19 protein-coding genes and 1 tRNA gene are annotated in these 18,731 nt (G+C 44.1%); 11 read left to right on the top strand and 9 right to left on the bottom strand.

Features of this window, described 5'->3' with window-relative positions; genetic code table 11:
• Window positions 1-6 precede the first annotated feature (6 nt).
• From AAIR98_RS07985 to AAIR98_RS07955, 7 genes are all read left to right on the top strand, one after another.
• Window positions 7-165 carry a hypothetical protein gene (locus AAIR98_RS07985; RefSeq protein ID WP_423971664.1) on the top strand — a complete coding sequence of 53 codons (159 nt, stop codon included), beginning with the start codon at window positions 7-9 and terminating at the stop codon, window positions 163-165.
• Entirely contained in the window at window positions 158-877 is a 720-nt protein-coding gene (locus tag AAIR98_RS07980; protein ID WP_423971663.1) for a hypothetical protein, read from the top strand. Before AAIR98_RS07985 ends, AAIR98_RS07980 begins: the two co-directional genes overlap by 8 nt.
• Window positions 874-1,527 carry a hypothetical protein gene (locus AAIR98_RS07975; RefSeq protein WP_423971662.1) on the top strand — a complete coding sequence of 218 codons (654 nt, stop codon included), beginning with the start codon at window positions 874-876 and terminating at the stop codon, window positions 1,525-1,527. Before AAIR98_RS07980 ends, AAIR98_RS07975 begins: the two co-directional genes overlap by 4 nt.
• Before the next feature lies 1 nt (window position 1,528).
• A complete protein-coding gene (locus AAIR98_RS07970; RefSeq protein ID WP_423971661.1) occupies window positions 1,529-3,871 on the top strand; it encodes a hypothetical protein in 2,343 nt (780 codons plus the stop codon).
• Complete coding sequence (locus AAIR98_RS07965; RefSeq protein WP_423971660.1) at window positions 3,868-4,128, top strand: hypothetical protein; 261 nt, start codon at window positions 3,868-3,870, stop codon at window positions 4,126-4,128. Before AAIR98_RS07970 ends, AAIR98_RS07965 begins: the two co-directional genes overlap by 4 nt.
• Window positions 4,125-4,622, top strand: a complete 498-nt coding sequence (locus AAIR98_RS07960; protein ID WP_423971659.1) for a D-Ala-D-Ala carboxypeptidase family metallohydrolase — start codon at window positions 4,125-4,127, stop codon at window positions 4,620-4,622. The genes AAIR98_RS07965 and AAIR98_RS07960 overlap by 4 nt, the downstream gene beginning before the upstream one ends.
• Before the next feature lie 63 nt (window positions 4,623-4,685).
• Entirely contained in the window at window positions 4,686-4,967 is a 282-nt protein-coding gene (locus AAIR98_RS07955; protein WP_423971658.1) for a hypothetical protein, read from the top strand.
• Window positions 4,968-5,082: 115 nt separating this feature from the next.
• On the opposite strand, the gene AAIR98_RS07950 is transcribed toward AAIR98_RS07955, so the two are convergent.
• The 3 genes from AAIR98_RS07950 to AAIR98_RS07940 form a co-directional block, all read right to left on the bottom strand.
• The gene (locus tag AAIR98_RS07950) at window positions 5,083-6,258 is read right to left on the bottom strand and encodes a nucleoside recognition domain-containing protein (protein WP_423971657.1); all 1,176 of its coding nucleotides are present in this window, start codon (window positions 6,256-6,258) and stop codon (window positions 5,083-5,085) included.
• Window positions 6,144-7,037 (bottom strand): FeoB small GTPase domain-containing protein, encoded by an 894-nt coding sequence (locus tag AAIR98_RS07945; RefSeq protein ID WP_423971656.1) that lies wholly within the window; start codon window positions 7,035-7,037, stop codon window positions 6,144-6,146. The genes AAIR98_RS07950 and AAIR98_RS07945 overlap by 115 nt, the downstream gene beginning before the upstream one ends.
• An 89-nt stretch (window positions 7,038-7,126) precedes the next feature.
• On the bottom strand, window positions 7,127-7,300 hold the full coding sequence (locus AAIR98_RS07940) for an indolepyruvate ferredoxin oxidoreductase subunit alpha (RefSeq protein WP_423971655.1): 174 nt from the start codon (window positions 7,298-7,300) through the stop codon (window positions 7,127-7,129).
• Window positions 7,301-7,618: 318 nt separating this feature from the next.
• On the opposite strand from AAIR98_RS07940, the gene AAIR98_RS07935 reads away from it, so the two are divergent.
• Window positions 7,619-8,596 (top strand): ankyrin repeat domain-containing protein, encoded by a 978-nt coding sequence (locus AAIR98_RS07935; protein ID WP_423971654.1) that lies wholly within the window; start codon window positions 7,619-7,621, stop codon window positions 8,594-8,596.
• A 68-nt stretch (window positions 8,597-8,664) separates the two neighbouring features.
• Window positions 8,665-9,492, top strand: a complete 828-nt coding sequence (locus AAIR98_RS07930) for a prohibitin family protein (RefSeq protein WP_423971653.1) — start codon at window positions 8,665-8,667, stop codon at window positions 9,490-9,492.
• A gap of 309 nt (window positions 9,493-9,801) precedes the next feature.
• Here AAIR98_RS07930 and AAIR98_RS07925 read toward each other — a convergent pair whose 3' ends face one another.
• Genes AAIR98_RS07925 through AAIR98_RS07915 form a run of 3 tightly spaced genes read right to left on the bottom strand, consistent with a single transcriptional unit; the run spans window position 9,802 to window position 14,364 of the window.
• Window positions 9,802-11,244, bottom strand: a complete 1,443-nt coding sequence (locus tag AAIR98_RS07925) for an FGGY family carbohydrate kinase (RefSeq protein WP_423971652.1) — start codon at window positions 11,242-11,244, stop codon at window positions 9,802-9,804.
• Window positions 11,245-11,246: 2 nt separating this feature from the next.
• Complete coding sequence (locus AAIR98_RS07920) at window positions 11,247-13,169, bottom strand: LTA synthase family protein (protein ID WP_423971651.1); 1,923 nt, start codon at window positions 13,167-13,169, stop codon at window positions 11,247-11,249.
• A gap of 1 nt (window position 13,170) precedes the next feature.
• Entirely contained in the window at window positions 13,171-14,364 is a 1,194-nt protein-coding gene (locus tag AAIR98_RS07915) for a RecB family exonuclease (protein ID WP_423971650.1), read from the bottom strand.
• A gap of 65 nt (window positions 14,365-14,429) precedes the next feature.
• On the opposite strand from AAIR98_RS07915, the gene AAIR98_RS07910 reads away from it, so the two are divergent.
• Complete coding sequence (locus AAIR98_RS07910) at window positions 14,430-14,930, top strand: DNA-deoxyinosine glycosylase (protein WP_423971649.1); 501 nt, start codon at window positions 14,430-14,432, stop codon at window positions 14,928-14,930.
• Here the strand turns inward: AAIR98_RS07910 and AAIR98_RS07905 are convergent.
• Window positions 14,921-15,403, bottom strand: a complete 483-nt coding sequence (locus AAIR98_RS07905; RefSeq protein WP_423971648.1) for a type IV pilin protein — start codon at window positions 15,401-15,403, stop codon at window positions 14,921-14,923. The two genes, AAIR98_RS07910 and AAIR98_RS07905, sit on opposite strands and share 10 nt — an antisense overlap.
• A gap of 162 nt (window positions 15,404-15,565) precedes the next feature.
• Here AAIR98_RS07905 and AAIR98_RS07900 point away from each other — a divergent pair.
• Window positions 15,566-15,640 (top strand) — tRNA-Arg (locus AAIR98_RS07900).
• Window positions 15,641-15,697: 57 nt separating this feature from the next.
• Here AAIR98_RS07900 and AAIR98_RS07895 read toward each other — a convergent pair.
• Both AAIR98_RS07895 and recQ read right to left on the bottom strand, forming a co-directional pair.
• Window positions 15,698-16,831 (bottom strand): hypothetical protein, encoded by a 1,134-nt coding sequence (locus AAIR98_RS07895; protein ID WP_423971647.1) that lies wholly within the window; start codon window positions 16,829-16,831, stop codon window positions 15,698-15,700.
• 29 nt (window positions 16,832-16,860) lie between these two features.
• Window positions 16,861-18,669, bottom strand: a complete 1,809-nt coding sequence (recQ, locus tag AAIR98_RS07890; RefSeq protein ID WP_423971646.1) for a DNA helicase RecQ — start codon at window positions 18,667-18,669, stop codon at window positions 16,861-16,863.
• Between the last annotated feature and the right edge of the window lie 62 nt (window positions 18,670-18,731).

Raw genomic sequence — 18,731 nt, 5'->3', positions numbered from 1 at the left:
TATATTTTGTCTCACCCAATAGGCTGGCTTGTTTGGGCCGCCCGCCAGGCGGATAAACATACGGAAAGAAACGTTAACGCTTTTTTAAGCGCGTTTTTCCCACAGGCGGAAGCGGCGGATGAAACAAAAGAAAATTTAGGAAATATCGGAATTAAATATGAATGAAACACAAGCAGGAAAATTTTTTATAGAACTGGGCGCGGTATTTAACCCCAAAGGGTTTGAGGAGGCCGACAGAAAAACCTCCGAGACTATGCAGGCGGTAAGTAAGTCGTTTGAAAATTTAAATACAAAAACCTCCCAGTATTCTAACAATATGACACGGTTTATAAGTAATACTGTAAAGCTGTCGTCTTCTTCCATGCAAGGCTTTTTTGATAAGTCTTCTAAGAACTTTTTAAATTTAGAAAGCCTTACCAAAAATGTTTTTGGCAATATCTTGCAGAACTATACAAGTATGATAGCGCAAATGCTGTCCAACTCTGTAATAAGCGGCGTAACGGGGCTTTTGGGCGGGGGCGGCGGGCTGCTGGGCGGCCTGTTAGGGTCGCGCGAGACAGGCGGGCCCATACCGCAGACAGGGCCATATTTACTGCATGCGGGGGAATATGTTTTACCCAGCGATGTTGTGTCTTCTATCAAACAAGGCACAGCGCCAGCAAGTGCGGCCCGCAGTGCCGGGGTCACGGGCGGCGGCAGTGTTAACCTAACGGTTAATACACCGGTAACAGTAAACGGCGGCGGCTCAAATATCGACGCTAAAAGACTGGCGGAAGAAGTTTCCGCCGCCGCGCGCCGCGGCGCCGCATGGGCGATAGAACACGCCAAAATCAGCTACAAAATAGGTAAACAAAAAAGCGGGGAGGCATCGTTATGAGCTACCGTACTATAGATATTTACGGCCCCGGGCTAATTGACAATACCACTTCGTCCGATTTGTGCAACGGTATTGAGCTTGATGTTACAAGCGCTGAGTACGCTGTAACATTTAGCACGGCAACCGAGGTTAATATTTTGGTATTAAAAAATTCTAATCTCAGTAAAATAAAATTATATTCTTCCGCAAGGGTTTTGTTGTTTGAAAGCGTACTCAGCGCGGCAGATATATATTTGCGCTTGCCTGATATAAAAGACAATAAGATTTATATTTATATGGAAGCCGCCGCTAACATAAGCGTAGGCAGTATAAAGTTATTTGGCAAATTGTTAAGTTTGGGGCATACTTCCACGCAGTTTAGCCGCAGCGACTTAGGTAAACAAGGTTATTACTATCTTGCTAATAGCAGCTTACTTACCTGGCAGGAGTATAAAAAAGCAGGCGGACGTTTGTATATATCCAACTGCAGTTCTGCGGTAAGAGACAAAATCATACAGGCCTTTGCAGAGGGGAACTCTCTGGTTTTTCATTTTGTTCCGATGGAGGGGCGTGGGGAGATGTATGACTTCGCGCTTATCAAAACCCCTTCTGAAAAGTATGACGTAAAAACAGGCTTGTTTGAACTGGACTTAAATCTGGCAGAGAGATAATATGCAAAATATTTCACAAACATTTAAACAACTGATAAACAGTAATGATATTTGCTATACAAAAAAAGTTTGCCTGCAAATCCGCACCGTCAGCGCGGGCGGCATATCCTACAGCGCAAGTAAAAATATTTCCGCCTATATTGTGGAGATGTCACCCATAAAGTGGAAACTGGATACCGAGGGCTACGGCGTGTGGAACACGCCTGTATGCACAATTACCCTTGCCAATACCGCCGGAGAGTTTGATGAGGGGGGAAATTTTTTTAATGTGCCCGGCTGTATATACGGCAGTAAGGTAATTATTGAAGCCGGCATAAAAAAAAACGGCGGCATAGAAAATATAAAACTTTTTCAAGGTTATATTTTAACCGCACCTGTTTACCAGCCTGAAGAAAAAACAGTAACTATAACAGTAACGGGGGAATTGGCCACATTGGACAATGTAACCACAGATTGTTTTTCTTTATCGTCAGAAGATGAAGAAGCGGCGCATGTGGAAGAAAATACTTACGCCACTTTAACCTCGGCAATTAATAAGATTACATGCGTAAAAAAAGGCGTAATCCTTGCGGCCGCAACTATATTAAAAGAGGATTATGATTACACCGTTGAAAACCTTTGCGAACATAAGCAGGGGGCCCGTATTGTACTAAAAGAACCGCTTGCGGAAGATGAAAAACTGTGGGTATCCTTTACCCACTTTCACGAGGATAAATATATACACTGGATAGCACATTCTATTGCCGACGCCGCCCAGGCCCAAACCAGAGACATAGACGAGGCCGAGTTTGGCAACAGTGTTATAAACACAGTGCAGGAAAATACAACAACCGGTTTTAAAGGCGAACTTGTGGGACTGCAAACGCAAGACAGCGGGCTTGGCGTAAAAACATCTTTCCCGGAAAGAATAACAGCCTCTTGGGAAGTTATGGAAGCCCCCGCCACAGTAAGCTGGACGCTGGGCGGTTATTACGCGCAGATAGCGGGTTTAGTAAGCAGCTATTGCTCCGCCCGCACACCGCAAAAAAATTATTACGGTTCGTGGGAATTTGCCATGTTACAGGATGTTGCCGGGCAAACCTGCTATTACCACTTTATAAGTGACAGCGGCGTGCGTACAAATTCTAACGGTTATGCAATAAGTATGGAAGTGAAGTACAGCAGAGAACTGTGGATATATATTTACAAAGTTACTAACGGCGCGCTTACTAAAATAGGCGAGGTTAGTAATAACTACGGCTATAACATGACGCAAATACACGTCAGGCTTACGCGTGATAAAAACGGTGTGTTTAGGGCGTATAGTATTCCTACAAAGCCTACGCATGCGGGTATTTGGTTAAACCTTGGCATTATTTGTACGGATACCTCTTACAACGCTTCCAACTATCAAATAGCGGTATTTTGCCCCGGTACAAATTCTAACGGTTTGTTGGAAATAAAAAACTCAAACCTTTACGATACCGCTTTTTCCGCCGTTTACCCCGAAGGTTATTATTTAACACCTGTTATTGACGGTACCGAGTCCTGGGGCCGTTGGGGCAGTTTAGATTATTATGACTATGTGCCCGCGCAACACACAACGCAAATGTACGCGCGTACAAAAACCTCTGAAGACGCTGCCTGGAGCGATTGGGCCAGTGTGTCAAAAGGTTCTTTAGAATTTTTGCCGGGCAGGTATATTCAGTTTAAATGGTATGTTAATGTACACGTGTCATACCAGTCTAATTTACCCTATTTAAAATACTGGTCTTTTAACTGGCTTACAGATACTACAAAGGTTGCCATAGTAAATGCCGAGGGCATGAGCGGGCTGGAAGTTATGAAAGAGCTTGCCGCGCTTACCGCCTATGAAATAGGCTATGACCGTAACGGAACTTTCTTATTTAAAAAAAGAAATACCGACATTTCCTCATACTTTAAGCTTTTGCCTAAAGATGTATTTGAAGTGGATAACCTTAACGGCGGGTTGGATTATATTTACAACCATGTAAGCGCGTCATTTGGCAACTACACCCTGCTGACAACGCCCGCAACTATGCGCGAACAAAAACCTGACTGTGTTGATTTATACGGTATCAGGCGCATGTCTTTACCATCGGGTTCTTTACTGCCTGCCAGCGGGGTGGATATTACTAAGGCACTTTCAGAAGCGGTTTATTCTTATGTAAGCAAAAAAAGAAAACGCGCCGTGTTTGTAACCCGCTTACTTCCGCAATTAGACCTTGGCGATATTTTACTGCCGCAATTGCCGCAGATAAATAATATCTTCATGAGAATAGAAGGGCTGGAATTTGATCTTGAAAACTGGCAGACTCGCATAGACGCCGTGGAGGTTGTATGATAGAGGAAAACATAGTGCTTAACAGCGGCGGCCACCATAACTTCAGTCTGCCTAAAAATACGATATTAATAATAACCGCCCTGGTATCTTTCGCGTTGTGGCTGGCATCTACTATTGTTACCCCTAAAAGACTGGATAATATAGAACAGCGCCTCAGCCAGGTTGAGCGCAGTTACGCCGCTATCAACGCGCAGCTTACAAGCTCGTCCGAAGATATACGGGATATAAAAAATATTCTTATGAGGGAAAGAAAATGACAAACTTTCCTCTGTCAGAAAACTTTAGTTTTTTTGATTTATGCCCTACTAATACTTCCCTCCTTGAAGTAAACAAGCAAGAAGCGCTGGATTATGTGATTCCTTTAAAAATTTTGGCCGACACCCTTCTGGAGCCTGCCGCGGATATTTTAAAAACAAAAATAACCGTAACGTCAGGCTTTAGGGGCGGCAGTTTAAACAAAATTTTAAAGGGGTCACCGCGCAGCCAGCATACGCTTGGCGAGGCGGCCGATATTGTAGCGGCAAATTTAACCGCAGCGCAGGTGTTTGAGGCGTTGCGCGCGGCCAGGCTGCCCTACGGGCAGCTTATTTTAGAAGAAGAAAACGGTGTGACCTGGGTGCATATAAGCCTGGGCTACCCGTTTAGAAATTTAAATAAATCCCTTGAGTCTTTTACTTTAAAACAAGGGATTGTAGGAGATTATGTTAAAGAAAATAATTATGATTCTTTTCAAAAGAATTTTAGGAGGTAAAGTATCTGTTTCCGTTACAAGACCTATTAACGGTACCGGATACAGAGCCCCTAAGGAGAAACAATGATTAATAAAATATTTGGTTTTTTAGCCCCGTCAAAACTTATTAACGCCGTAAAAGGCGTAAAAGGTTTTTTGGCGGGGAAGAAAACTTACCTCGCGGGCGCTATAGTATTGTTAGAGTCCCTTTCAATGCTTGTAGAGCAGTTTTTAGGTATGGAGGGGGTAGCGGATATTGTTGACGCGGCAAAAAATTTTGCCACCAACGACGGCTTGCTGCGTATGGCGGAGGCGTTTGCTATTTTTGGCATACGTGCTGCACTTCCGTTCAATAAAAAATCCTAGTTGTAATTGTAATAAAGCCCCGCCGTTAGGCGGGGCTTTTCTTTATTGTTTTTCTATTCCTTATTCCACGGCGCTCCAGCTTCCAATTTTAGCTTTTTCTTTATTAATAATTTTTTTAAAAAGCTGCGAAAGCAAAGTGTGTCAGCGACGCTATTATTGTGGCCAGTATTAAACACAACGCCACAATTTTAAATGTGTCTTTAACGCCGGATTCTTTTAACATTACAAAGAACGTGGCTATACAGGGTACGTACATTGTCATAAACACACACGCCGTTACCAACTGCGCGGCGGTAAGGTTAAAGGGCTCCAGCAGCGCTATAGAAACGTCTTTACGTAAAAAGCCCAGTATCATTATAGACGCTGTCTCTCCGGGTAACCCGAATAAAAACGTAAGCGGCTTTTCCGTATGTCTTGTAATAAAATTAAGCAGGCCAAGCATCTCCGCTATATTAATAGCCAGCACGCCCAGTACGATAAGCGGCACCGCGTCCAGCAAATATTCTTTCATGCGGTACCATACTTTGGTGGCCCATTCTTTAGGCTTTGGCAGCTGCCAGGCGGGTATTTCCATAAACATTTCAGGCGGGTTGCCTTTCATTATTTTATTAAGCATGGCGCCGGCGGCAAGCCCCGTGGCCAGCAATATGCCAAACACTAAAAATACATAACCTATACCGTGCGGGGAGAGTATGCTTATTATCATAGCGCTTTGCGATATGCACGGCGCAAGCAGCAGTACAAGTACTACTGCTATTATTTTTTCTCTTCTGCTTTCAAGGGTTCTTACGCCCATTACGGCGGGCACTTTGCAGCCCATGCCCATCATTATAGGTATAGCGCCGTAGCCGTGTATGCCTATTTTATGCAGGAAGGAATCGAGCAAAACAGAAAGCCTGGGCAGGTAGCCAAGGTCAGCCAAAAACTCTAACAAGGCGTAGAATACAACCACGTAAGACATAACGTCTATTAAAGCTATTTGCAAAGCGTCCGTAAGTATACCGAAGGAGTTTTCCGTGCCGCCGCCCACAAGTATTTTGGTTATAAAGCCGTCGCCATTAAATATGCCCGTGATAAACGGCACATAGTACCCTTCATATAAAGGCGTAAGCAAGTCTATCAGCCCCTCACCTATTGTTCTTACAAGATAAAAACAAACCGCCAGCACTATAAGCGCTATTGGCAGGCCGGTAAGGGGCGGGTGGAAAGTTCGGCCATTCTTTCTAAAATGCTTGGGTGTTTGTGTTTTAGGGTTTGCGCTGTTTTGGATATTTCGCCTATCAGCTTCCATTTACCTTCGTCGGTTTGGGGGATGTCTTTGGGTACAAAAAGTTTTACAAAGTGTACCATTCTGCCAATGGCGCGCTCGGCCTTTTTAAAGCCTTCGCCGGTTAACGCTTCTACCGCCGCTACAGGCACGCCAAGCGTTCTGTGCAGTATTTTAGCGTCTATGGTAATACCGTTTCTTTTTGCCGATTCAGCCTTGTTTATTAAAAATATAATAGGCTTTTGCAGCCCCATAAGCTCAAGCGCGAAAAATAAAGAACGCTCCAAATGCATAGCGTCCAGCACGCATACTATAAGGTCATAGTCTTTGTTCTTAATAATGTTTACAGCTTCTTCGTCCGCTTTAGAGTTGGCTTCCAGGCTGTATACGCCGGGTACGTCATATACAATAAAATTTTTGCCGTCTATTTGGGATATACTTTGCTTAAGCGATACAGTTGTGCCGGGAAAATTGGAAGATACCGCTTTTACGCCAGTTAAGCGTGAAAATACCGCGCTTTTACCCACGTTAGGGTTACCCACAAGAACAATCTTTTTTACTTCAAAATCTACTTCCACCAGGCTTGCCATTTTTTTGCCAAGGGCCACCTCGGTGCCGGCAACTTCCAGCACCATAGGGTTACTTGCTTTTTTTACTTTTATGTTTGCGCCGGAAACTATGCCCATAGCGGCAAATTTTTTAATAATTTTGTTGTCTTCTGTATTAATTGCGGATACTGCGCATTTGTCGTCAGATTTAAGGGAGGAAAGCTTCTTTTTTATATTGGTGCTAAAGTCTGCCATTATAGTTAACCTATTTTAATAAAGTAAGTTCTGTCTAACTTGATTCTAACATAAAAGCCGCAACCTTGTCCAGGGCGGCCTTTAAAGTGCTAGGCGGCGCTTATGCAGCTGACGGGGCAGCTGGATACGCAGGCACCGCAGTCTATGCAGACAGCGGCGTCTATAACTCTTTTGCCGTCTTTCTCAGATATCGCGCTAACCGGGCAGGTGCTTTCGCAGGCGCCGCAGTTAATGCAAACAGCAGCATCAATTTTATGTGGCATACTAATTCCTCCTAAATAATATTATTTACATTATATCATTTATAAGCATTTATGTTCGGGAAAATAAAAAAGTTAGGCGTTGGGGCATAAAAAAGGACCAGAGGGGGTAAGTTCTGGCCCTTTATAAGATCCCTTCGGGGGTAAAGAACGAAGGGTCTGTGGGTAAAAATTGATAATATTATAATAACATCTATAAAGGCAAAATGCAATAAAATAATTAATTATAACTAAATAACAAAATTTAGTTAGTTAATTATTATAGCCTTACTCTAATGTTTGCTATAATTATTATAACATTAACAATAATTAGGGGGAAGTATGAAAAAATATGTTTTAAGTTTGCTTGCCTTAACAGTTGCGTCGGGCGCGTTTGCCCAGGGCACCGTGCTTGGCAAAACCTTAAATTATGAAACTCAAAAGACAGACGCCACGGAACAGCCCTACCAGGCCTACCCCAGCACGCAAGTGGGGGAGAAAAGCGGTGTGGCGGGTAAGTTTGTGTATGAAACCTCTTTAATGCGCGCCGTAAGCGGCAAAGATGTTGATAGTGTAAAAACCTTATTACGCGCCCGTGTTGACCCTAACGAAAAAAACGAGGAAGGCTTTACCCCATTATACAAAGCGGCTGAAAACGGCAGCCTTAACATAGTTCAGGTTTTAATTGAGGGCGAAGCCAAAGTGGATGAAGCTAACTCTTATGGCATTACGCCTTTAATGGCCGCCGCCGCTAACGGGCACAGTAACATTGTGGCATATTTGCTTAACAATGGTGCCGATGTTCACAAAATAGACGTTTTAGCTAAAAGCGCGTTGCACCACGCGGCAGCGGGCGGTGACGTTAAAACAACGGATGAACTTTTAAGATACGGCGCCCGCCTGGAAATGCCGGACAGATATGGCGAAACCCCTTTAATAATAGCGCTTAAAACTAAAAATGATTTGGTGGCGGCTGACTTTATTAAAAAAGACGCCAACCTTGAAGCCGCTGATTTAAACGGTGTAAGCGCGCAAAACCTGGTGCTTGCTTATAGCCCTAAAACGGAAGCCAGAAAAACTTATAATAATAAAGTAAAAGCGCAGGCGCAGGCCGCAAAGAACAAGGCCAAAAATAAAGCCGCCGACACAGCGGCCAACACCAAAGCCGCCGTACGCGGCGCGGTGCCCGTGGCGCATACAAATACGGCCAGCTTAAATTATGAAGATAATGTGGCAACGCAAAATAAACCCATGGCGCACAGCAGTCTTGTGGTGGAAAAGGTGGAAACGCCAAAGACAAAAACTAAGAAAAAGAAATAAATTTAAAATCCCTGAATTAATTCAGGGATTTTTTATATCATATATAAAAATAAACCCCGGAGGAATGAATGAGATTAAACGGAAGCCTTATATTTTTTGGTGTAATATTACTGCTTGTTATAGCTGTAATTTCGTCCAGTTTTGTAGTTGTGCAGCCTAATGAAAGAGGCGTTGTTGTAGTGCTGGGTAAAGCTAAAGAAACGCCTATCGGCCCCGGCCTTAACTTTGTTATGCCTATAATATCAAAGGTGCATAAGGTCAAAACAGCAAACTATAAATACAGTATAAAAACAATGGCGTTCTCGCAGGACTTGCAGAGTGTGGCCATGGTTGTTAACGTGGTAGGCCGCGTAGTGCCTGAACGCGCTGTAAGCATAGTGGTGGATTACAGAGACAGTTTATCCGATACGATTTTATTGCCGCAGCTTAGCGACACTATTAAAGAAGTTACCGCGCAGTACACCGCGGAAAAGCTGGTAAAATCACGCGAGGCCGTGCGCGCTAAAATTATGGAAATTTTAAAACAACGCCTGCAGCAGTATAATGTTTATGTTATTGAAGATGTTGTTATAGAAAATATAGACCTTTCCGACGTGCTTGAAAGAGCCATTGAAGAAAAAATGGTACAAGAGCAACAGGCCGAACGCGCCAAATTTGCCCAACAGCAGGCGCGTATTGAGGCGGAAACCAAAATTATAGCCGCCAAAGGCGAGGCCGAAGCGCTTAATTTAAGAGGCAGAGCCTTGGTAAATAATAAAGAAATTGTTGCCCTTAACGCGGTAGAAAAGTGGAACGGCGTAATGCCCACCACCTTGGTTACCGACGGGTCCGGCGGTATAGCCAGCATATTTGTAGGCGGCACACCCGGTACGCAGAGCTCAACAGCAAGAAGATAGTTTTAGTAAAATAAAATTATGTATAACAAAAAGCCCCGCCATACGGCGGGGCTTTTGTATGTTGTTATAAAATAAGGGGCCGTTAACTCAGCGTAGCGTGAAGGTCCCAAGCAAACGCAGTTATAAAAAAGATATTCTTAATATTCGTAAGGGTGGTATAGTGTTGTTGCAAAGCGAAGACATAAGAGGTATTTAACAAGTGAGGCGTTATGTTACACAACACATTTTGCTTGGGACCCTCACGCTCATACTTCGCTGAGGGAACGGCATTTTTTCTAATAGCACTTTTTACTAGTTGTTAGATATTTACTATTTAAAGCTGCGGCACCAGTCGAAAAACTTGCGCCATGCCATGTAGTCGGCCTGCGCCTCTTGCGGGGTAATTTGCGGCGTAAACTCACGGCTGGAGGTAAAGTTGTCCCATAGTTTTATGTCTATATTTTCATGCTGGGCCATTATTGCTACCGCGCCTAACGCAGTTGTTTCGCTCTCGCAGGTTTGTATAAGCTTTTGCTGTAAAATGTCTGACTGAAATTTAAGCAGACTGTGGTTTTTGGCAAACCCGCCTGATACCTTTATACCGCCCGTGTTTATGCCGTGTTGTTTAATATAGAACACAATATCGGCAAGCATAAAGCCAAGGCTGCGTACGCCGCCCGCCACAATGTCTTCCTTTTTAGTGGCGGTGGTAAAGCCGCTCATAACTGTTTGTGTGGTAAAGTCCCAATACGGTGCGCCTATGCCGCCAAACGCCGGCAAAAACCAAATTGGCTTTTGCGCTCTGGCAAACAAATCATCTATCTCGGTGGAGTCAAAACTTAATCCTACCCCGCCAAGCCACTGGAATATTGCGGCGGCCGCGTTAACCGGGCCCTCTAGCATAAAGTTTCTGTTTTGCTGAGCCGTTGTCGCGCCTACTGATGTTAATATGCCCGGTATACTGCGTAAATTGCTGCCTGTGTTGACAAGCAAAAACGCGCCCGTGCCGTAGTTTATCACGGCGTCGCCCTCATTGGCTACGCCTATGCCAATGGCGGCGGACTGCTGGTCCCCAATGCAAACTTTTATGGGTACGCCGTTGTAATCGCCGTAGTCATCGTAAGTATTTTTAATTTGCGGGAGACACTCTTTAGGTACGCCGAAAGCGGTTAAAAGTTCGTCGTCCCAGTTAAAGGTATTTATGTTAAAAAGTAAAGTTCTTTGCGCCAAAGTAGGGTCCGTAGCAAAAACTTTGCCGCCTGTAAGATGCCATATAATGTAGGTGGCCACAGGCGCTATAAGCAGGTTGCCATTGGCGGCGCATTCTTTGACCGCTGGGATATTGTTGAAGCACCAGGTTATTTTGGAAGCTGAGTAAAAGGGTGTTTTATAAAGGCCTGTTTTTTTATGTATTTCCTCTTGCGGCATTGCCACAGCCTCGGCCTCTTTATAGCCTCTGCCGTCCTGCCAGGTAAGCACGGGGGCCACGGCGCGGCCGGTGGTTTTGTCCCACAAAACTATAGTTGAACGCTGCGTGGTAACGGCTATGGAGGATACTTGGTTAGGCAAGTTTTCTAAGGCTTCTTTAAGCAGGGTGAGCTGGGAGTCAAGTAATTCCTGCCCGTCGTATTCCGCCAGGTTTAGGCCTAGGTGCTTGGAAACTATTTCTTTATGCTTTTTTAGCACAATCTCGCCGCGCTCGTTAACTAAAAATACGCGCGACCCGCTGCTGCCTTGGTCAAGTACCGCAAAAAGCGTTTTGTGTTTATCCATATTTAGTCCTGTTTAAACCACTTATTATCTTTTATTAAAACTGTTGAGGCCTTTTCTAAAGCTAAGGCCAGGTCAGCCGCCTGGGCGGCGTTAAATTGCGCATTATCGGCCTCTTCTTTTACTATAGTTTTGCCGTTGTGCATAATAGCGCCGTTGTCATTTATTATACCTATGTTTGTGCCCTCTGAAAAGAACGCGAAGCGGTTGGCGTCCGCGCGTAAGGCGCTTTTACCAAAAGCGGCATACGGGTCGCTTATATTAGCCAGGTCGTAAATAGTTGGCAGCAGGTCCATTTGTGAGACGGTGTGGTTAATAACCTGCGGTTTTAATATTTTGGGCGCGTACATTACAAAAGGTATGCGGTAGCGGTTTTTAAGCGTGCCGCGGTTAAGGTCGCCGGAACTATGGTCTGAAAGAAAAATAAAAATTGTGTTATCAAACCAGCCTTCTGTTTTAGCTTTTTTAATCAGTTCGCCTACTGAATAGTCAGCGTAATAAAGCGAATTTAAATAATCGTTTTCCCACGATACGCCCCTTGGGTACGCCTCAAACTGCGGTAAGGTAACGGTAAAAGGGTCATGCGTGATAGCGGTAAATGTAAGGGCCAAAAAATTCTTTTTATTTTTTAATTTGTCGGCGGTAAAAATAAGCGCGTCATAGTCAAAACCAAAGACGGCCTTTTCTTTATAAGGCAGCATCTCGGGCATGTCTTCACGCCCGTAACTGCCGCCAGTGCCTATTACGCCAGACGCCAGCGCGCACATGCGGTAAGAGTCGCGGTAAGAAGCCTGTGAAAATATTGTGTAGTAACCGTATTTATTAAACGCCGTGCCCATGCCTGTAAACTGGGAAAGTTCCAGCCCGTACCCCAGCATAGGCATGCCCGGCAGCATTGGTATGCCCAGGAACGCGCCGCTAAAGCCGAATATACTGCGCAGCCCCGCCGAATAGGCGTTTGTAAATACAACGGAGTCTTTAACAATAGCGTCAAACTCCGGCGTAACCTTAAATTTGCCGTTGCCTTCTAAAGAGTCCACATAATACGGGCTCCAGCCCTCTAAAAGTACCACGTAAAAGTTGTATCCGGTGCGTTCGCCTTTTACATTTAATGAGCGCATTAAAGGGTAGTCGGCATTGGGCACGGTTTCGTAATCTGTTATTAAATTTTGTTTGGCTATAGTTAGCGCGGTATCAAAAGGCATGGCGTTGTCAAACTCCACTTTGCCTTTGCGCAGCGTATGGTAAGAAGTAAAAATACCGTTAAGCGTAAGCGCGGCTTCCTCTGGCGAGGAGGCGTATGCGTACACATCGCCTATGCCTATGGTTTTGTGGGCGAATATCCTGCCCCTTATGCCAAATACCGTTACAACTGCTATTACCAAAAGCACCGCCGCTGTTTTTGCCCAGGAAAGGTTATCTTTAGCGGGGTCATAATATTTGTTAACAAATTTTATTATTAAAAATATTGCCGCGCCGTACGACGCAAGCAGCAGTATAAGGGGGATAAGTGCTGACGTTAAAGTGTATTTGACCAAAAAACCAACGTCGCTGGCTATTACCAAAAGTTCCTCTGCCATATGGCGTTTAACATAGTCAAAATAAATAAAATCGCCAACCAGTGTGCCCGCCATGATTATAAAGATGGTCGCCAATATTATAAGGAATGTTTTTACCCAGACTTTTGATTTTACGGGCAAATTAAGCAGCAGCACAAACACCATGGCAAACGTGCCAATCATTGACATGTCAAACCGTAAGCCGTTGGTAAAAGAGGAAAGTATATCAGCCCCGCTAAGCCCGGTAAATACACCGTGGTAACGCACAAAAATAGCCAGCCTGAAAAGCGTGAATAAACATAAAAAAAGGCCCACTGTAACTATGGAAATTTTTAGTTTAAAGTTGCCTTTTTTTAAGAATGAAAACATATTATTTATCCACTTTTTTAATTTGTAAATCCTGCGTGGTAACGGTGCGGCTCATGGCGCGCAGTTTATCTTTAACGTCTTGCGGTACGTCAGAGTCCGTAAGTAATGCCTCTATGGTGGACTGTGTGGGCACAAGCGTTTTTTTAAGCAGATTGCTTGCTTTAAGCATATCAACTACGGCTTGTTTATCTTCAAAATCAATAGCCTGTTTTTGCACAAGTTCCACTTTGTAATCGGTGCCAAAATGCTGGTTGTAGTTGCGTTCCTGCATTATGGCTATAATTTCTTTTTTAAGCGCGGCGTAACTTTGGCCGATTTCGGCCAGTTTGTCTATTTTGGCAGACAGCACGTCCTCTTCCATTTTTGGGGTAAGCATTATAGACGGCTTAGGCGTTTTGGCAAACTCTTCATACTCAACGCCCGTAAAAACGGGGCACATGGATTTATAGTCGCAAAATCTGCATTTGGATTCAGACGGGGATGGGGTGTAAACTTCCGCGCGTATTTCGTCGGCTGTTTTTAATACTCCGTCCCAATATACTTTTATTTCTGCCTCGGGGGCGGGGTCAAAATCCATTGCTTTTAGGGTGGGTAAATGGTAGAAAGACATGCGCTCAACTTTAACTTCTTTGGCGGAAGAATCTTTAGCCATTACCATGTTTTTAAGCACCGGCGAGGCTTCCATAACCTTTTGGTACATATAAAGCTGGTCCGGCTCACGCGCGACGGTTTTGCCTGTTTTGTAGTCTGTTATTGCCACGCGGCCCTGGCCAAGATAATCCACACGGTCAATAATGCTGATAAGTGAAAGCGAGTCTATAGCCAAAGTTGTGCGGAACTCCACCGCCAGCGGTACAAAAAGTTCTTCTTTATGCTTTTGGTAGTAGGAAACTAAAATGCGGCGGCCCTCGTCGTAGCCTTCAAGCTCTTTGGATATACTGGCGTAGCCTTTGTCTTCATAAGAGGTAGCGCGCCAATCGGCGTCAAAAAAGTCCAGCACCTGCTGTAATGTGGGGAAGGGGGGCTGCGATACACCGTAAAGATATTCCAGCGCTTTATGCATGGCATTGCCGAAGGCAAAGTAATACTTAGGCGCTTCCGGTATTTTGTGGATATAGCGGAATTTAAATTTTTGCGGGCACTCACGGTAGAGTGACATTTTGGAATATGAAAAACTGAGACTCTTTTTGGTCATTTTACTACCCTTATATAAGTTACTCTATTCTATCATTTTTAGAATATTATTTATAATATAAGAATATGAAAAAATGCTTTGCGCCGCTAACGGCCCCAAACCCTAAAATACTTATACTTGGCACTATGCCGGGGGAGGACTCTCTTGCTATGGAGGAATATTACGGGCACGGGCGTAACGCGTTTTGGCCTATCATGTTTAAGTTTTTTGGCGCGGAGTTTAGCGCAGATTATAATGTTAAAAAACGTTTGATAACGGGGGGCGGCCTGGCGCTGTGGGATACCGTGGCCTCGTGCAAAAGGGAAGGCTCTTTAGACAGTGATATTAAAGATATTGCGCCCAATGATATAAACGGGTTTATTAAAAAACACCCGTCTATAAGACAGGTGTTTTTTAACGGTAAAAGCGCGGAAAAGTTTTATTTTAAATATAATACCCGGCTTGAAGGTGTGGAGTATATCCCGCTGCCGTCTACCAGCCCGGCGTACGCCGCCAAAAGCTTTGACTTTAAGCTAAAAGCCTGGAGCGCGGCACTATGCAAAGGCTTGAGTAAAAACTATTTATAAGCGCCGCAAACCTTAGAAAGCGCACCTGTTTTGCTGGGGTAACATTTTACGGAACCGTCCGCGATGTTTTGTTCAAAATAATATTCCGGGTCGGGCGATTCCATATCGGCGTCGGTGCATGTGCCGGTGCATCTTAAGGCGCTTACATTGCCGCCCTGATAAAACGGTAGATATATAAAATGCTTAGTGCGGTACCCCCAGCCACAGCAGGTAGTATATGTCCAAGAGTTGCCGCCGCTTAAATCAATATCCCATACGTCTGCGGGGGAGGTGTTTTCATCAAGCGCGTTTGTGTTGCCCTGTGTAAGGTTGTATATGTTTATAGCTTTTACCATATTGCCCATATTAAGCACGGCTTCTGCCATGCGGGACTTTTCTACCGCTTTTGTATACTGCGGCAGCGCGATTGCGGCAAGTATGCCTATGATTAGAACTACCACAAGCAGTTCTATTAACGTAAAACCTCTTTTCATAACTCCTCCTTTAAACTTTATATTTTTATTATACCTAAATAGGCCGGGCGCGGTGAAAATAACTTTTATGCAAAAATAATTCAGATTTTGTAAAATATATATGTAGTTCGAGTCCAGCCCGGGGAGCCGGGCTTGCGCACAACAATAAATTCAACAATTTTTGGCCCCATAGCTCAATGGATAGAGCATCTGCCTTCTAAGCAGGTGATACAGGTTCGATTCCTGTTGGGGCTACCATTCAAAGTTACAGCGGCAGATTATATAATCTGCCGCTGTTTTTGTAATTGTTAAAAGTTATTTTACTATTACGGGTGCGGTGCCTTTCTTTATAAGGTATTGGTAGAACGCGCTGTCTGTTTGGCTGGTGGAGATGGGTAGATCATATTTTTTAATAATCTCTTTTGACCTTTCAGAAAAAAGTTTGAAGTCAGCGTTGTTATCAAAATCCTTCCACAAATCATACACCTCATTAAAAAATTTATCATAAACGGCATTGTTTTTAGTAGAGGAATCTATTTTTAAAAGAGCCGCCAGTATAGGCGCCTGCCCCTTATCAAGAGCTTCTTCATATGTTTGTGTGGCAAGTAAAAAGGCTAGCATCTCATTGTTTCTTAAAACAAGGTCCTCTTCTATAGACGCAAACGCCCACTCTTTTAAATATTTTGAAAGCAGTTCCAGCGGCGGGGTATTTATGTTTGAGTTTATATATGAGTCCACATTTTTTCTAAATTTTTTATCAGAAAAATACTGCGCGTGTAGAACCTCGTGGGAAATGGTAAAGATATAATCTCCGTTAGATATTGCGGTTATAAGAGTGTAATTATTTGCAAATTTATTTTTTATAGTCTTGAGGAAAGACAAAAAATCTTCTTCCTGTTTGGCGTAGATTTTTGTTTTTGCGTCTGTAAGCGCGGGCTTGGTGCTGTCGTTGTCATTGAGGGTTAAAAACATATTAATTTTTTGCCCCGGCAAATCATAGCCCCTTGCCCCGTAGTGTTTGCCGCCGTTGCCCAGCATTTCATTAATATAAGTTCTGGTAATGCCGCTTCTGTTAAATTTTTTGTCAGAATAAAAATCTTTTTTTGAAATATATTCTTTGCCGTCGGTATCTTCAACATAGATATTGGTTCTTAAAAGCACTTGGTTCATGGTTTTCTGGCTGTTAAAAACACAAATAACCGTGCTTTTTATTTCTTCAACTTCAAAGCATTTAACAAAAGATTCATGCTCTAATGGGTTAAAATCCCACGCGTTAATTACGCCGTAAGAAGCGGTTTGGGTGTATACTTTATCCAACACAGCTTTTTGTGTTATAGGCAGCGCTTCGCCGTCGTTATAATTTATTTTTAATGGCAGCGGATTGGCGAATAAAAATACCGATAATAAATAAGCGCAATTTAAGCTAAAAAATAATATTAGTTTTTTCATAATTCCAATATACTTTATTTTTGGCGTTATTACACTTCCGCGTTGATTTCTTCTAAAAAGACTTCTGCGTATTTTTGCAGTTTAAACTGGCCTACGCCGTTGATATTGGCAAAGTCCTCGGGCGTTCTGGGTTTTATGGCGGCCATTTCTATTAGCGCTTTATCGCTAAATACTACATAGGGCGGTATATTTTCCTCTTCAGCCAGTTTGCGGCGTAACTTTCTAAGTCTTTCAAAAAGTTCATTGTCAGCGGCCGGCATGGCGGCGTATTTATCTTGCTTTTTTTGTTTCTTTTCTTTTTTGCCTATTGGTTTTTCCAGTTTACGCAGCTGTACTTTTTCGGTGCCCTTTAGCACGGGCCATGCGGCGCGGCTAAGCGTGAGGGTGGAGTGTTGCGGGTCCATGTCGGCCAGCCCCATTACAATTGCTTGCCGGGCCAAAAACTTCCATTCGTCCTCGGCAGTGTCTTGGCCTATGGCGTAGGTGGATAGCTTATCGTGGCCAAACTTTTCTACTTTATCTATTTTTTTACCCAGCAAAATATCTATTATATGTTGCGTGCCAAAACCAAAGCCGCCGCCCCCCGTGCGGTAAACGCAGGAGAGGAACTTTTGCATATTCAGCGTGGCGTCGTAAGTTTGCGGCGGGGTAAGGCAGTTGTCGCAAGCGGGGCAGGACGCGGCGCCCTTTTCGGCAAAATAATTAAGCAAAATTTGCCTGCGGCAGGCCGAGCTTTGCGCGTACGCCACCAGCATATTTAGCTTTTGGCGTTCCACAATTTTTTGCTGCTCCGGCGCGGAGGACTGCTCTATAAAATTTCTTAACTGCGCTATGTCTTTAGTGCCGTAAAACAGCATTGCGTCAGAAGGCAACCCGTCACGGCCCGCGCGGCCGGTTTCCTGGTAGTAGGCCTCTACGCTTTTGGGCAGGTCCATATGCACAACAAAGCGTACGTCGGGCTTATGTATGCCCATGCCAAAAGCGTTTGTGGCGCACATTATTACGCCCTCTTTTTTAATAAAAATATCTTGGTTGCGGCGGCGGGCGTCCGCGTCCATACCGGCGTGGTAGGCAAGCGCGTTAAAGTTGTGTTCGCACAAAAACTCGGCAAACATCTCCGCGCGTTTGCGGCTGAGGCAGTAGATAATGCCGGAGTCACCCAGATGTTTGTTTTCTATAAAATTAATAAGCTGCTGTTTCTCTTTGTCTTTAAGCTGGGCCGAATATGTTATATTAGGGCGGTCAAAGCTGGCTATAAATACCTGCGCGTTTGGTATGTTTAGGTTTTTAATAATATCCTTTCTTGTCATTGCGTCCGCCGTGGCGGTAAGCGCTAGAGTGGGGATATTTGGAAAGCGCTGCCTAAGTACGGCCAGCTGCATATATTCCGGGCGGAAATCATGGCCCCATTGCGATATACAGTGCGCCTCGTCAATGGCAAAAAGCGATATTTTTATACGGGTAAGCACATCTAAAAAATCCGGCGTGACCGCTTTTTCGGGCGATACATAAAGCAAAGTTAACTGGCCGTTTACAAATTGTCTGAATGTTTCTCTGGATTCGCTGGCGGGCATAAGTGAGTTTAACGCCGCCGCTTTCACGCCCAAATCTTTTAAGGTGGAAACCTGGTCCTGCATAAGCGATATTAAAGGGGAAATAACTATAGCGGTACCGTTGGAGCACAGCGCGGGTATTTGGTAACAAAGTGATTTGCCGCCGCCCGTAGGCATAAGCGCAAGCGCGCTGTTGCCATGCATAACAGCGTCTATAATTTCTTTTTGTAAGCCGATAAACGAGCGATACCCGTAGATTTTGCTAAGCGCTTCTTGTGGTGTCATTACTATATTAAAGCATTTATTGAATACTGTTAAAAGGCAGGTGCCGGGGGAGTTTTTCGCTT

Source organism: Elusimicrobium simillimum, from assembly GCF_049639735.1.
Classification (GTDB): Bacteria; Elusimicrobiota; Elusimicrobia; order Elusimicrobiales; family Elusimicrobiaceae; genus Elusimicrobium; species Elusimicrobium simillimum.
Note: the sequence above shows the minus strand (reverse complement) of the source record. Positions and strands in the feature narration are given on the sequence as shown.